The organism is Ramlibacter sp. P4_H7 (assembly GCF_056400765.1).
On record NZ_JBFUKP010000007.1, the window covers coordinates 163,159 to 177,197 of the forward strand.

12 protein-coding genes are annotated in these 14,039 nt (G+C 69.8%); 11 read left to right on the forward strand and 1 reads right to left on the reverse strand.

Features of this window, described 5'->3' with window-relative positions; translation table 11 throughout:
- Positions 1–53 precede the first annotated feature (53 nt).
- Complete coding sequence (locus AC1DSA_RS12370) at positions 54–1,631, forward strand: DEAD/DEAH box helicase (RefSeq protein ID WP_477889494.1); 1,578 nt, start codon at positions 54–56, stop codon at positions 1,629–1,631.
- Positions 1,632–1,698: 67 nt separating this feature from the next.
- Here AC1DSA_RS12370 and lysS read toward each other — a convergent pair whose 3' ends face one another.
- Positions 1,699–3,225, reverse strand: a complete 1,527-nt coding sequence (lysS, locus tag AC1DSA_RS12375; RefSeq protein WP_477889496.1) for a lysine--tRNA ligase — start codon at positions 3,223–3,225, stop codon at positions 1,699–1,701.
- Positions 3,226–3,318: 93 nt separating this feature from the next.
- On the opposite strand from lysS, the gene AC1DSA_RS12380 reads away from it, so the two are divergent.
- From AC1DSA_RS12380 to neuB, 10 genes are read left to right on the forward strand one after another with little or no spacing between them, the layout of a single operon-like run.
- Positions 3,319–4,773 carry a lipid II flippase MurJ gene (locus AC1DSA_RS12380; protein ID WP_477889498.1) on the forward strand — a complete coding sequence of 485 codons (1,455 nt, stop codon included), beginning with the start codon at positions 3,319–3,321 and terminating at the stop codon, positions 4,771–4,773.
- Between the two features lie 11 nt (positions 4,774–4,784).
- Positions 4,785–5,588 (forward strand): aldolase/citrate lyase family protein, encoded by an 804-nt coding sequence (locus AC1DSA_RS12385; RefSeq protein WP_477889500.1) that lies wholly within the window; start codon positions 4,785–4,787, stop codon positions 5,586–5,588.
- On the forward strand, positions 5,585–6,139 hold the full coding sequence (locus AC1DSA_RS12390; RefSeq protein ID WP_477889502.1) for a sugar transferase: 555 nt from the start codon (positions 5,585–5,587) through the stop codon (positions 6,137–6,139). The genes AC1DSA_RS12385 and AC1DSA_RS12390 overlap by 4 nt, the downstream gene beginning before the upstream one ends.
- A 2-nt stretch (positions 6,140–6,141) precedes the next feature.
- Positions 6,142–7,920, forward strand: coding sequence for an asparagine synthase (glutamine-hydrolyzing) (gene asnB, locus AC1DSA_RS12395; RefSeq protein ID WP_477889504.1), 1,779 nt, complete (start codon positions 6,142–6,144; stop codon positions 7,918–7,920).
- The gene (locus AC1DSA_RS12400) at positions 7,917–9,164 is read left to right on the forward strand and encodes a UDP-glycosyltransferase (RefSeq protein WP_477889506.1); all 1,248 of its coding nucleotides are present in this window, start codon (positions 7,917–7,919) and stop codon (positions 9,162–9,164) included. Before asnB ends, AC1DSA_RS12400 begins: the two co-directional genes overlap by 4 nt.
- On the forward strand, positions 9,161–9,877 hold the full coding sequence (locus tag AC1DSA_RS12405; RefSeq protein ID WP_477889508.1) for an acylneuraminate cytidylyltransferase family protein: 717 nt from the start codon (positions 9,161–9,163) through the stop codon (positions 9,875–9,877). The genes AC1DSA_RS12400 and AC1DSA_RS12405 overlap by 4 nt, the downstream gene beginning before the upstream one ends.
- Positions 9,874–10,851 carry a Gfo/Idh/MocA family protein gene (locus AC1DSA_RS12410; protein WP_477889510.1) on the forward strand — a complete coding sequence of 326 codons (978 nt, stop codon included), beginning with the start codon at positions 9,874–9,876 and terminating at the stop codon, positions 10,849–10,851. The genes AC1DSA_RS12405 and AC1DSA_RS12410 overlap by 4 nt, the downstream gene beginning before the upstream one ends.
- Positions 10,852–10,867: 16 nt before the next feature.
- Positions 10,868–12,223: a glutamate-1-semialdehyde 2,1-aminomutase gene (locus tag AC1DSA_RS12415; protein WP_477889511.1), complete on the forward strand. Its 1,356-nt coding sequence runs from the start codon at positions 10,868–10,870 to the stop codon at positions 12,221–12,223.
- Position 12,224: 1 nt separating this feature from the next.
- Entirely contained in the window at positions 12,225–13,013 is a 789-nt protein-coding gene (locus AC1DSA_RS12420; RefSeq protein ID WP_477889513.1) for an SDR family oxidoreductase, read from the forward strand.
- Complete coding sequence (gene neuB, locus AC1DSA_RS12425; protein WP_477889515.1) at positions 13,013–14,038, forward strand: N-acetylneuraminate synthase; 1,026 nt, start codon at positions 13,013–13,015, stop codon at positions 14,036–14,038. Before AC1DSA_RS12420 ends, neuB begins: the two co-directional genes overlap by 1 nt.
- Position 14,039: the final 1 nt, after the last annotated feature.

Consider the following 14,039-nt stretch of genomic DNA (forward strand, 5'->3'; position numbering starts at 1 on the left):
AAACCATTTCGATGACGGCGCACCCGCCCTGGGTTGCGTCGCGTGGACTTTTCATGACCGAAAACATTCAAGAAACCCCCGTGGCGGAAGCCACCCCCGTGGCCAACGGCTTTGCCGCGCTGGGCCTCGCCCCCGAACTGCTGGCCGCCGTGGCCGAACTGGGCTTCACCCAACCCATGCCGGTGCAGCAGCAGGCCATCGGCCGTGCCATGGCGCAGGACGCCGGCGGTGCGGCCTTCAACGACCTGATGGTCTCCAGCCAGACGGGCAGCGGCAAGACCGCGGCCTTCCTGCTGCCGGTGCTCAACACGCTGATCCGCCAGCAGGCGGACCAGGCCGCCGCCGAACAGAAGGCGTATGACGACGCCGTCGCCCGCGGCGAAGCCGCCCCCAAGCGCGCCCGCAAGAACCCGCTGAACCCGCGCCATTTCAAGGCCGCCGTGCCCGGCGCCCTGGTGCTGTGCCCCACGCGCGAACTCGCGCAGCAGGTGGCCAGCGACGCCATCGACCTGGTCAAGCACACCCGCGGCCTGCGCATCGCCAACGTGGTGGGCGGCATGCCTTACCAGATGCAGATCGCCCGCCTGCAGAACGCCGACCTGGTGGTGGCCACCCCCGGCCGCCTGCTGGACCTGCAGCGTTCCGGCCAGATCAAGCTGGACCAGGTGCAGTTCCTGGTGGTGGACGAGGCCGACCGCATGCTGGACCTGGGCTTCGCCGAGGACCTGGCGGAAGTGCACCAGCTCACCGCCAACCGGCACCAGACCATGATGTTCAGCGCCACCTTCGCTGGTCGCGTGCAGCAGCTGGCCGCGCGCGTGATGCGCAGCCCGCAGCACATCCAGGTGGACTCGCCCCAGGAAAAGCACGCCAACATCGAGCAGAAGCTGTTCTGGGCGGACAACCCCCAGCACAAGCGCCAGCTGCTGGACCACTGGCTGCGTGACAACAGCATCGACCAGGCGATCGTGTTCGCCAGCACGCAGATCGAATGCGACGGCCTGGCCGAGGAACTCCAGCAGGTCGGCTTCAGCGCCGTGGCGCTGCATGGCGCCCTGTCCCAGGGCCTGCGCAACCGCCGCCTGATGGCGCTGCGCCGCGGCCAGGTGCAGATCCTGGTGGCCACCGACGTCGCCGCCCGCGGCATCGACGTGCCGACGATCACGCACGTGTTCAACTTCGGCCTGCCGATGAAGAGCGAGGACTACACGCACCGCATCGGCCGCACCGGCCGCGCGGGCCGTGACGGCCTGGCCATCACCTTCGCCGAGTTCCGCGACCGCCGCAAGATCGGCGACATCGAGCACTACAGCAAGCAGCGCTTCAACGCCGAGACGATTCCCGGCCTGGAGCCCAAGCAGCGCTTCGCGCCGCCGCCGGCCCGTACGGGCTTCGGCGGCAAGCCGGGCCGCCCGGGTGACCGTCGTCCGGCCAACGGCAACGGTTACGGCAAGCACTCCGGCTTCGGCGCCAAGACCTTCGGCGGCCACGAGGGACGTGCCATCAACGACCGCCGCGAGGGCGCGCAAGGCGAGCGCCGTGAAGGCGGTTTCGGCGGCCCGCGTCGCGAAGGCGGCGGCTTCGGCGGCCAGCAGCAGCGGGACCGGGGCTTCGGCGGCCGCTCGCGCTAAGCCACTGCGCTCCAAATGAAAAAAGCCATCGGGCGCGAGCCCGATGGCTTTTTCTTTGGGGGAAGGGTCAGCCTTCGCGGCGCAGGGCGGGGAACAGGATCACGTCGCGGATGCTGGGGCTGTCCGTCAGCAGCATCATCAGGCGGTCGATGCCGATGCCGCAGCCGCCCGCGGGCGGCATGCCGTACTCGAGCGAGCGCACGAAGTCGTGGTCATAAAACATGGCTTCGTCGTCGCCCGCATCCTTGGCGCTCACCTGCGCCTGGAAGCGCGCGGCCTGGTCCTCGGCGTCGTTCAGCTCCGAGAAGCCGTTGGCCATCTCGCGGCCGGTGATGTACAGCTCGAAGCGCTCGGTCACCTCGGGGCGCTGGTCGTTGGCGCGCGCCAGCGGCGAGATCTCCGTCGGGTGCTCCATGATGAAGGTGGGGTGCCACAGCTTCTCCTCCACCTTCTCCTCGAAGAACAGCACCTGCAGCGAGGCGAGCGAGCGGGCGGACAGCCGTTCCTTTTCCTCGCTCATGCCCAGCTTCCTGAGCTGGTTGACCAGCCAGTCGCGGTTGGCGACGTTGTCGCCCGCGTCGGTGTGGCGCACGATCGCCTCGGGGATGGTGAGCCGTTCGAACGGCTTCGCCAGGTCCACTTCCTTGCCGCCGTACGTGAGCTGCAGCGTGCCCACGGCCTTTTGCGCCGCATCGCGCAGCAGCGCCTCGGTGAAGTCCATCAGGTCCTGGTAGTTCCAGTACGCCGCGTAGAACTCCATCATCGTGAATTCCGGGTTGTGCCGGACCGAGATGCCTTCGTTGCGGAAGTTGCGGTTGATCTCGAACACGCGCTCGAAGCCGCCCACCAGCAGGCGCTTGAGATACAGCTCCGGCGCGATGCGCAGGTACATCTCCTGGTCCAGCGCATTGTGGTGCGTGATGAAGGGCTTGGCGTTGGCGCCGCCGGGGATGGGGTGGAGCATGGGCGTCTCCACCTCCAGGAAGGCGTGGTCCACCATGAACTCGCGGATGCCGGACATCGCCTTGCTGCGCGCGACGAAGCGCTTGCGGGCCTCCTCGTCCATCATCAGGTCCACGTAGCGCTGGCGGTACTTCACTTCCTGGTCCGCGACGCCGTGGAACTTGTCCGGCATCGGCCGCAGGCTCTTGGTGAGCAGGCGGATGGAGGTGGCGTGCAGCGACAGTTCGCCGGTGCGCGTCTTGAACATCCGGCCTTCGGCGCCGACGATGTCGCCCAGGTCCCAGTGCTTGAAGGCCGCATAGACCTCTTCGCCCACCGCATCGCGGGTCACGTAGACCTGGATGCGGCTGGTCTGGTCCTGCACGGTGATGAAGCTCGCCTTGCCCATGACCCGCTTGAGCATCATGCGGCCGGCGATGCTGGCGGTCGCGCCCGCGGCCTCCAGTTCCTCGGCGCTCTTGCCGCCATGGTGCTGGTGCAGTTGTTCCGCGTGGTTCCCCGGCTTGAAGTCGTTGGGAAAGGCCGGAGCCCCGCCGTTGCGATGGGCTTCGCGCAGGGCCTTGAGTTTCTCGCGGCGTTCTGCGATCAGCTGGTTCTCGTCGGTGGGTGGGGTGGTCTGGTCTTGGGACATGGGGCCGGGGGCGGAGTGCACAGCAGGGGACGTAACCCTCCATTGTAGGTTTCGGCGCGGAGCCCGGCCGTGCGCCACCGATAATGCCCGGCTATGTTTCTCCGGGCCGGCGTCCTGTCCCTTGCATTGCTCCTCGCCAGCCGCGTTCTGGGACTGGTGCGCGAATCCGCGCAGGCCGCGGCCTTCGGGGCCAGCGGCATGGGCGACCTGGCGGTCCTGATGCTCACCTTGCCCGACTGGCTCACCGGCGTGCTCGCGGCCGGCGCGCTCGCCTACGTGCTGCTGCCCGCGTGGGCGCACGAGGAGTCCGCGCGCATCGCGGCGAGCGAGCGGCGCGTGGCGCGCCTGCTGCTCGCGGGCGGTGTCCTGCTGGCGGCGCTGATGCTGCTGGCGCGCCATCCCATCGCCAGCTGGCTGGCCGCCGGCCTGCCGGCGGACCTGCGGGGCCCCGCTGGGCTGGGACTCGCCTGGAGTGCGGTGGCGGTGCCGCTGGCGCTGCTGGCCGCACTGTGGGTCACGCGCCTGCAGCACGAGCGGGACTTCGTCGGCATGTACGCCGCCAATCTCGTGGTCAATGTGTTCCTGATCGGGGCACTATGGGTCGCGGCCAAGGCCTTCCGCGCGCCTGCCGCCGATGTCACCGTGCTCGGCGTGGGCCTGGTGCTCGCGATGCTGGCGCGCCTGGCCTGGCTGCACTGGCGCAAGCGTCCCTTCCGCGGGGCCGGCACGCCGGCGGACGAAGCCGCCTTGCCGGCTGCCTCCGTCTGGCTCTGGGCCGCGGCGGCGGCCGGATTGCCCCTGGCCCTGCCGTTTGCTGCCCGCTCGCTGGCTTCGCACGAAGCGCCCGGCGCGCTCGCGACCTTCAACTACGCCTGGAAGCTGGTGGAGCTGCCCCTGGTGCTGGCGATCCAGCTGGTGGGCACGCTGGCCCTGGGGCCGATCTCCCAGGCCTTGCGCGGAGCCGCGACGCCGCAGGACGCCGCCGCGCCCATGCGCCGCGGTTTCGCATTGGCGTGGACCCTGGCCTGTGCCTGCACCGCTGGCTTGCTGCTGGCGGCGCCGGCGGTGGCCCAGCTCCTGTTCGGCTGGGGCCGCATGCAGCAGGGCGCGCTTGCGGATGTCGCGCAGTGGGGGCGCATTGGTGGCTGGAGCCTGCTGCCGCAGGCGCTGGTCGCCATCGCGCTCGCCGCACTGGCGGCGCAGCAGCGACTGCGCGTTGCCGTCCTGGCGCATGGCGGCGCGCTGCTGGTGCTGTTGCTCGCCGCGCCCAGGCAGGGCGCCGTGCTGATGGTCTGGCTCGATTGCCTGTGGGCCGCGATTGCGCTGGTGCTGCTGTATGCGCTCGGTCCGGACTTGCGCCGTTGGCTTCCCTGGCGCGCGCTGGCCGCCGGCGGCGGCGGGCTGGTGCTGCTGCAGGCGCTGGTGCTGCTCTTGGGCATCCCCGCTTCCTTCGGCCTGCAGTGGCTGGCGGCGATCGCGGCCGCGGCGGGGCTGCTGGGCTTCGCCTGCTGGGCCAGCGAGGACCTGCGCTCGGCGCTGGCGCGATAATCCGCCCGGGCATGCTCGAACTGATCCAGATCACCAACGACCCGGCGTTTGCCCAGCGCTGCGATGCGTTGGGCGGCTTCCGCCTGTTCGTCGACCTGGAGCGCATGGGCAAGGCCGAGCGCCAGGCCGGCCGCAACACCTTCATCAGCGCCCACCAGCTGCAGGACGTCGGCCGCGTGCGCGCGGTGCTGCGGCAGTCCCGCCTGATGGTGCGAGTGAATCCCCTGCACGCCGGCACCCGCGCCGAGGTCGATGCGGTGCTGGAACAGGGCGCCGACCTGCTGATGCTGCCGATGTTCACTGGCGGCGAGCAACTGCGCGCCTTTTCCGGCATCGTGGCTGGCCGGGCGCCCATCGTTCCGCTGATGGAGACCGCTGCGGCGCTCGAATCCGTCGCCTCCTGGGCGGGCACGCCCGGCCTCGAGGAGATCTTCGTCGGCCTGAACGACCTGCACCTGTCCCTGGGCTGCCGCTTCATGTTCGAGCCGCTGGCCGACGGCAGCGTCGAGCGGGTGGCGCAGGTCGCCCAGGCGCACGGCCTGCGCTTCGGCTTCGGCGGCATCGCCCGGCTCGACGAGGGATTGCTGCCCGGCCGCGACGTGCTGGCCGAACACCTGCGGCTCGGATCCGGCTCCGTGATCCTCTCGCGCACCTTCCATCGCGACAACGCGATGGACTTCGAGCGCGAAGTCGGCGCGTTGCGCGAGGCCGAGCGGGCCCTCGGCCAGCGCACGCCGCAACAGGTGCTGGCGGATGCGCGGCGCATCGCCGACAGCATCCGCGCCACGGCCGCGGGGCCCGCTGCCCGCCCATGAAGCGCGTGGTGGACATCGTGCTGTCGGCGCTGGCCTTGCTGCTGCTGAGCCCGTTGCTGCTGGCCACCGCGGCGGCCGTCGCGATCGACAGCGGCTTTCCCGTCTTCTTCCGCCAGGTGCGCGTGGGCCGCTCGGGCCGCACCTTCGGCATGTACAAGTTCCGCAGCATGGTGCGCAACGCCGCGGCCATTGGCCCCTTCAACACCGCCGCAAGCGATCCTCGCATCACCCGCGCAGGCCGGTTCATCCGGCGCACCAGCCTGGACGAACTGCCGCAACTGCTGAACGTGCTGAAGGGCGACATGAGCCTGGTCGGCCCGCGTCCCGACCTGCCGGTGCAGCGTTCCCTGTACAGCGATGCGGACTGGGCCTTGCGCTGCAGCGTGCGTCCCGGCATCACCGGGCTGGCGCAAGCCCTGCTGCGCTCGGAAGGAACGGAGGACGACCGGCGCGCACTCGACTTGCGGTACGTGCGCGAAGGCAACCTGTGGCTGGACCTGAAGATCATGGCCTGGACCGTGGGCCGACTGGCGGGCCGGGGGAGCAACTAGCCATGTGCGGGATCTTCGGCTACTGGGACCGCGAACGGCGCCCGCTGGCAGGCGAGGCACTCGCCGCGATGGCGCGCAGCCTGGTCCATCGCGGGCCCGACGACGAAGGCATCCACCACGACCCGCAGCGCGGTGTGGCCGTCGGCAACCGGCGCCTGTCGATCATCGACCTGGCCGGCGGCCACCAGCCCTTCGTCTCCGACGACGGCCGCATCGCGATCGTGCAGAACGGCGAGATCTTCAACTACGTCGAACTCGCCGACGAGCTGCGCGCGCAAGGGGTGCGGCTGGACACCCACTCCGACACCGAAGTGCTGCTGCGCCTGTACGAGCGCGAAGGCCTGGACTTCGTGCAGCGGCTGAACGGCATGTTCGCGATCGCCATCGACGATGCGCGGGAGGATGCGCTGATCCTGGTGCGCGACCGCATCGGCGTGAAGCCGCTGTACGTGGCGCAGCAGGGCGAGCGCCACCTGTTCGGCTCCGAGATCAAGGCTTTGCTGAAGGCGTTGCCCTCTGCACCGGCGATCGACCTCGAAGCCATCCACCACTACCTCAGCTTCAACTACATTCCGGCGCCGTGGACCGTGTGGCAGGGTATCCGGCACGTGATGCCGGGCTGCTGGATGAAGTTCACGCGCCAGGGCATCGAGCAGGGCCGGTGGTGGAACCTGGCCGACCAGCGCGAGAGCGAGCAGGACTTCGATGGGTGGTCGCGGGAATTCCTGTCCATCCTCGACGACGCCACCCGCATCCGCCTGCGCGCCGACGTGCCCTGGGGCGCTTTCCTTTCCGGCGGCGTGGACTCCAGCACCATCGTGGCGCTGATGGCCCGGCACGTGCAGCAGCCGGTGCGCACCTTTTGCATCGGTTTTGCCGACCCGCGCTTCGACGAATCCGCGTACGCGGCGCAGGCCGCGCAGCGGTTCGGCTGCGACCACACCAGCGAGATCGCGGAGCTGAACATGCTGGACCGCTGGCCGCAGGTGCTGTACCACCTGGACCAGCCGCACGGCGACGCGTCGTTCATGCCCACGCTGCGCGTGAGCGAGCTTGCGGCGAAGCACGTCAAGGTGGTGCTGACCGGCGACGGCGGAGACGAACTCTTCGCGGGCTACGACAAGTACGCGGAATTCTTCGCACGCCCCGATGCGCTGACGCAGGACGACGAAATCTTCCGCAGAAGCTACTTCGATGCGATCTCGCTGTTCACGCCGGCCGCGAAGGGGGCGCTGTACCGCCCCGAAACGGCGGCCCGCCTGCGCGGCCTCGACAGCTTCGAAGTCGCGGCGCGGCCCTGGTTCGAGGAGGCGGCGCATTTCGACCGCATCAACCAGGCGCTGTACCTCGACATGCAACTGCTGCTGTCCGGCAACAACCTGGTCAAGCCCGATCGCATGGGCATGGCGGTGTCCATCGAGGCGCGCACGCCCTTCCTGGACTGGCGAATGATGGAGTTCGCCTTCCGCGCGCCGGGCCGGACGAAGCTGGCCGCGGACGGCGACAAGAAGCACTGGTACAAGCGCGCCGTCACGCCCCTGATCGGCGAGGACCTCGCGTACAGGCGCAAGCAGATGTTCACGGTGCCCGTCGGCGAGTGGTTCCGCAAGGAAAGCCACGGATGGCTGCAGCAACTGCTCGCGGGCAGCGGCTTGGTACAGGAGTTGTTCGCGCCAGCGGAGGTCGAGCGCATGCTGGCCCGGCACCGCGACGGCAGCGCCAATTTCACGCGCGAGTTGCGCGCGCTGGCGGCGATCGCCCTGTGGGACGGCCAGCGATGAAAGTCTTGTTCGTCACCTATGGCGGCGGCCACGTGGAGATGTGCCTGCCCGTCATGCAAGCCCTGCGCGCTCTGGCGCCGGCCTGTGAGGTGCAAGTGCTGGCGCTGACCACGGCGGCCGGGGTGGCGCGCCGCGCCGGCGAGCAGCCGCTGGGTTTTCGCGATTTCTGCCGCGGCGCAGAAGGCCAGCGCGCGCTCGGGTACGGGGCACAGTTGATCGGCGACCAGCAGCATCCGGATGTCGACCGGGAGGAGTCCCTGGCCTACCTCGGGCTCAACTTCCTCGAGTGGGTGCACGACCTCGGCGAGGCGGGCGCCTGGCAGCGCTGGCGGGAGCAGGGCCGCCAGGGCTTTCATCCGGTCCGGCTGTTCCAGCGGATCCTGCTGGAACTTGGCCCGGACGTGGTGGTCGCGACGAATTCGCCGCGCAGCGAGCAGGCCGCCCTGGAAGCTGCGCACACGCTGGGCATTGCTACGCTGTCGATGGTCGACCTGTTCGCATTGCCGGGGGATCCCTACCGGGCGCGAAGCGTGCACGCGGACCGCATCGCCGTGCTGTCCGAGGCCACCCGGCACAACCTGCTCGAAGGGGGTGTTCCGTCGGATCGCATCGTCGTGACGGGCAACCCGGCGTTCGACGCCCTGGCCGGTGCCGATGCGAAGAGTGCCGCGGATCGCTTTCGCGCGAAGCATGGCTGGGGCGATCGTCCCGTGGTGCTGTGGGCCGGCCACATGGAACCCGACGACGCCGAGACCCGCTGGGCGGGCGCCGCACTGGGCAACGCGGTCCAGCGGATGCTGCTCCAGTGGCGGGACGCGCACGACGACGCCTGCCTTGCCATCCGCTACCACCCGAACGAATGGCACCGCTTCGAGCCGCCTCCGGAGCAAGCGCGGGTGCACTGGAGCCAGCCGGACCGCGAGGGCCTGCCGCCTGTGCTGGCGGCCGCCGACGTGGTGATCGTGCAGGCCACCACCGTGGGCGCGCAGGCGCATGCGGCCGGCAAGCAGGTGCTGGGCCTGGCCTTTTCACCGCTGGTGCGACGCTCCGGGATGGACTATGGGCAGCTGGGCATGGGCGTGGCGGCACAGGACCTCGCTTCCGTGCCCGCGTTGCTCGAGCAAGCACTTGCGGCCGCTCGTCTCGGTACTCCGCCCGCCGAGCCGCGCGCCGGCGCGGCGCAGCGGGTGGCGCGTGAAATTGCACGGCTGGCCGCTGGCCGGCCGGAAGGACCCCGCGCATGAAAGCGCCCCGCATCCTCGGACTCATCCTCGCGCGCGGCGGCAGCAAGCGCTTGCCGGGCAAGAACATCCGTCCGCTGGCGGGCCTGCCCCTGATCGCCTGGAGCATCGCTGCGGCGCGAGCCTGCCCGGCGATCGAGGACGTCGTCGTTTCGACGGACGACGCGGCCATCGCCGACGTCGCGCGCGAGCACGGCGCCCGCGTGCCCTTCCTGCGGCCACCCGCGATCGCCGGCGACACCAGCACCTCGGCGGACGCCGCGCTGCATGCGCTGGCGTATCTGCGCGAGGAGGAAGGCCGCAGCTACGACGCCGTGATCCTGCTGGAGCCGACCTCGCCGCTGCGCGCGAGCACCGACTTGCCTGGCGTCGCGGAACTGCTGACGCGGCGCTGGAACGAGACCGACGCCGTCGTTTCGGTGGGCCGCGTCCAGCTGGAACAGCCCGCGATCATGAAGCAGATGGATGCCGACGGCCGCCTGGCTCCCTGGGTGCGGCCGGACGCGCTCGGCGCGGGCGAACCGCCTGCCGCCTGGTTCCCCTATGGCGTGGCCTATGCGGTCAAGACGGAGGCGCTGGAGCGCTTCCGCACCTTCTACCCGCCCCGCGTGCTCGGGTACACAATCGAACGCTGGCAGAACTACGAGGTCGACGACCTGTTCGATTTCCTCTGCGTGGAAGCCGTGATGCAACATTTCAAGGGAAGGCTGCCGTGAAGGCATTGGTGATCGGTCTCGGTTCCATGGGGCGCCGCCGCGTGCGCTGCCTGCAGCAGCACGGCGTGCAGTCCGTCGCCGGCTACGACCCCCGCGCCGACCGGCGCGAGCAGGCGGCCCGGGACTACGGCATCGAGACGCGCGGCGAACTCGCGGCCGCCGACCTGCGCGACTTCGACGTGGTGGTGATCTCCACCCCGCCCGACCAGCACCACACCGCCATCGACTGGGCGATCGCCGCCGGCAAGCCCTGCTTCGTCGAGGCCAGCGTGATCCGCGCGCCGCTCCCGGCGCTGGACGAACGCGCGCGCGCGCACGGCGTGCTGGTGGCCCCCTCGTGCACCCTGCGCTTCCATTCCGCGATCCGCGACATCACGCAGATCGTCCAGTCGCGCCGCTACGGCAAGGTGTGCAACTTCTCCTACCACTGCGGGCAGTACCTGCCGGACTGGCATCCGTGGGAGAAGGTCAGCGACTATTACGTGTCGAATCCCGCAACCGGCGGCGCGCGCGAGATCGTGCCGTTCGAGCTGACGTGGATGGTCGACGCCTTCGGCTGGCCGCAACAAGTGCAGGGCGCGAAGCTGCGCACCACCGACGTGGGCGCTCCCATCGACGACACCTACGCGGCACTGCTGCACTTCGACGGCTTCGTCGGCAGCATCCTCGTGGACGTCGTCGCCCGGCAGGCCGTGCGCAAGCTGACCCTCAACTTCGAGCGCGCCTCCCTGGCCTGGGACTGGGACAGCGGCACCGTGCGCGTCCACGAAGCGGACACGGCCCGCATGGTGGACTTCCACCAGCCGCGCAGCACGGCCCATGCGGGCTACCACCAGAACATCGGCGAGGCGATGTACGTTGCCGAGATCGGCAGCTTCCTTGCCGCGGCCCAACGCCGCGGAACCTTTCCCCATACGCTGTCGGACGACATCCGCGTGCTCGCGCTGCTCGAAGCGATCGAGGCGGGGTCCTGACGCGGAGACCTTGCCCATGACTTCGAGCTACAGCGAGCGCCTGCATCGCGTCATCCCCGGCGGCGCCCACACCTACTCGCGCGGCGACGACCAGTACCCGTCCAACGCGCCCGACATCCTGGTCAGCGGCAAGGGGGCCTACGTCGCCACGGGCGACGGCCGCACCCTGCTGGACTACGGCATGGGCCTGCGTGCCGTCACGCTCGGTTATGCCGACGAGCGCATCAACCGCGCAGCGATCCGCGGCATGGAGCTCGGCGTGAACCTCACACGCGCCTCCGTGATCGAGCTGGAAGCCGCCGAGAAGATGGTGGAGCTGGCCGGCACCGACATGGTGAAGTTCGCCAAGAACGGCTCCAACGTCACGACGGCCGCGGCCAAGGTGGCGCGCGCCTACACCGGCCGCACCTTCGTCTGCGTGCCGCGGCAGCACCCCTTCTTCTCCTTCGACGACTGGTTCATCGGTGCGACGGCGCTCAAGCGCGGCATCCCCGCGGTGCACCACGCCACCACGCTGGTGTTCGACTACGGCGATCTCGCGAGCCTGCAGCAGCTGTTCGCCGAGCACCCCGGCCAGATCGCGGGCGTGATGCTGGAGCCCGCCACCACGGTTGGGCCGTGCGACCAGGCGCCCGGCTACGACCGCTTGCGCCCGCCCACCGCGGACGTCGCGCACTGGAGCGGCAACTTCCTGAAGCACGTGCAGGACCTGTGCCGGCGTGATGGCGCACTCTTCATCCTCGACGAGATGATCACCGGCTTCCGCTGGGACCTGCATGGCGCGCAGAAGCTGTTCGACGTGCAGCCGGACCTCAGCACCTTCGGCAAGGGCATGGCCAATGGCTTCGCGGTGGCGGCGCTGGTCGGCCGCCGCGAGGTGATGGAAGTCGGCGCGATCAACAAGCCGGGACAGGAGCGCACCTTCCTGGTCTCCACCACCCATGGCGGCGAGATGGCCAGCCTGGCGGCCTTCCTCGAAACCGTGGCGGTGTACGAGGAACAGGACGTGGTGAAGCACCTGTGGGACTTCGGCGCGAAGCTCATGACCGGCCTGGAGGATGCCGCACGCGGCGCCGGTGTCGGCGACGCGTTCCAGCTGCAGGGCAACGCGATCTCGATGAACTACCTCACCTACGACGCGCAGGGCCAGACGAGCCTGCCGCTGCGCACGCTGTTCTCCCAGGAAATGATCCGCCACGGCGTGCTGATGCCCTGGATCGCGCCGAGCTTCGCGCACGGCGAGTCGGAACTGCAGCGCACCCTGGAAGCCGCCCGCAAGGCGCTTGCCGTGTACGCGCAGGCACTGGAGGGCGGCGTCGAGCGCTTCCTGCAGGGGCCTGCCATCAAGCCGGTGTTCCGGCAGTTCAATTGACATGGCCAGCACGAACTTCCGCCTGGACGACAAGACCATCGCGATGACCGGCGCGGCCGGCATCCTGGGGCAGGGCGCCGTTGCAGCTTTCCTGGAGGCCGGCGCGCGCGTCTGCGCCCTGGACCGCAGCGCGTCCGACCTGGACCGGCTCGGGCCGGACAGCGACCGGCTCCTGAAGATCGCCGCCGACGTGAGCGATCCGCAGAGCGTGCGCGCCGCCGCGGACCGCCTGCATGCGCAGTGGGGCGTGGCCGACGTGCTGTTCAACAACGCGGCCACGAAGAGCGAGAACTTCTTCGCGCCCTTCGAGGAGTTTCCGCTGGCGGACTGGAACGCCGTGATGGCGGTCAACCTCACGGGCGCGATGCTGTGCGCCCAGGCCTTCGGCGCACCGATGGCGCAACGCGGCCGCGGAGCGATCGTGAACACGCTGTCGATCTATGGCATCGTCGCTCCGGACCAGCGCATCTACGAAGGCTCGGAGTACCTCGGCCGTCCCATCAACACGCCGGCGATCTACTCGGCCAGCAAGGCGGGCCTCTGGGGCCTGACGCAATACCTGGCGAGCTACTGGGGCGGCCAGGGCGTGCGGGTCAATGCCATCACCCCCGGCGGCGTGTTCAGCGGACAGAACGAGACCTTCGTCCGCAACTACTCGCAGCGCGTGCCGCTGGGCCGCATGGCCGAACGGCAGGACATCGTCAACGGCATGCTGTTCCTGGCGAGTGACGCGTCGTCCTACCTGAACGGCCACAACCTGGTGGTCGATGGCGGCTGGACGGTGTGGTGATGGAGCCGGTGTTCGTCATCGCGGAAGCGGGCGTCAACCACAACGGCGACCTGGCGATGGCGCTCGCCCTGTGCGATGCCGCGAAGGCGGCCGGCGCGGACGCGGTGAAGTTCCAGACTTTCCGGGCCGAGGACCTCGTGGTGCCCGGTGCGCCGACGGCGGAATACCAGCAGCGCCAGACCGGCGAGCAGGACCAGTTCAACATGCTGCGCAAGCTGGAGCTGTCGCCGGAACAGCACGAGCGCATCCGTGACCACTGTGTGCGCATCGGCATCGAATTCTTTTCCACGCCGTTTTCGACCGCGGCGGTGGACCTGCTGGTGGCGCTGGGCGTGCGGCGCATCAAGATGCCCTCGGGAGAACTCACGCACCGTGCTCTGGTGGAACACGCTTGCGCGACGGGGCTGCCGGTGCTGCTGTCCACCGGCATGGCGACGATGGCCGAACTCCGGGAGGCGCTGGACTGGGCCAGGGCTACGCGCGGGTCGCTTCAGGGAATCTCGGTGCTGCACTGCACCTCCGCCTATCCCGCACCGGACGAGGCGCTCAACCTGCGAGCGATCACGACGATGCGCCAGGAGCTGAACCTGCCGATCGGCTATTCGGACCACAGCGTGGGCATCGAGGCGGCGCTGGCGGCCGTGAGCCTGGGGGCCACGGTGATCGAGAAGCACCTCACCCTCGACCGCTCCCTGCCGGGCCCCGACCACGCCGCTTCGCTGGAACCCGCGGACTTTGGCGCCATGGTCCGCGGGATCCGCCGCATCGGCCAGATGCTCGGCGACGGCGTCAAGGCTCCCCGGCCGCAGGAGCTGGATGCGGCGCGGGTGGCCCGCCGCAGCATCGTCGCCGCCGTCGACATCCCGGCGGGCGCGAAACTCGGCGCCGCCATGCTTGCATGCCGACGTCCCGCGACCGGCATTGCGCCGCGCGACTGGGATCGCGTGATTGGCGCGACGGCGCGCTCGGCGATCGCCGCGGGTACGATCCTGCAGTGGGTGCAGCTGGCTTCCGCGGAGGACTGAC

Coding starts and splice junctions, on each gene's coding strand:
- AC1DSA_RS12400 (WP_477889506.1), top strand. CDS start 7,917: ATGAAAGTCTTGTTCGTCACCTATGGCGGCGGCCACGTGGAGATGTGC.
- AC1DSA_RS12405 (WP_477889508.1), top strand. CDS start 9,161: ATGAAAGCGCCCCGCATCCTCGGACTCATCCTCGCGCGCGGCGGCAGC.
- AC1DSA_RS12380 (WP_477889498.1), top strand. CDS start 3,319: ATGTTTCTCCGGGCCGGCGTCCTGTCCCTTGCATTGCTCCTCGCCAGC.
- AC1DSA_RS12420 (WP_477889513.1), top strand. CDS start 12,225: ATGGCCAGCACGAACTTCCGCCTGGACGACAAGACCATCGCGATGACC.
- AC1DSA_RS12415 (WP_477889511.1), top strand. CDS start 10,868: ATGACTTCGAGCTACAGCGAGCGCCTGCATCGCGTCATCCCCGGCGGC.
- neuB (WP_477889515.1), top strand. CDS start 13,013: ATGGAGCCGGTGTTCGTCATCGCGGAAGCGGGCGTCAACCACAACGGC.
- AC1DSA_RS12385 (WP_477889500.1), top strand. CDS start 4,785: ATGCTCGAACTGATCCAGATCACCAACGACCCGGCGTTTGCCCAGCGC.
- AC1DSA_RS12370 (WP_477889494.1), top strand. CDS start 54: ATGACCGAAAACATTCAAGAAACCCCCGTGGCGGAAGCCACCCCCGTG.
- lysS (WP_477889496.1), bottom strand. CDS start 3,225: ATGTCCCAAGACCAGACCACCCCACCCACCGACGAGAACCAGCTGATC.
- AC1DSA_RS12390 (WP_477889502.1), top strand. CDS start 5,585: ATGAAGCGCGTGGTGGACATCGTGCTGTCGGCGCTGGCCTTGCTGCTG.
- asnB (WP_477889504.1), top strand. CDS start 6,142: ATGTGCGGGATCTTCGGCTACTGGGACCGCGAACGGCGCCCGCTGGCA.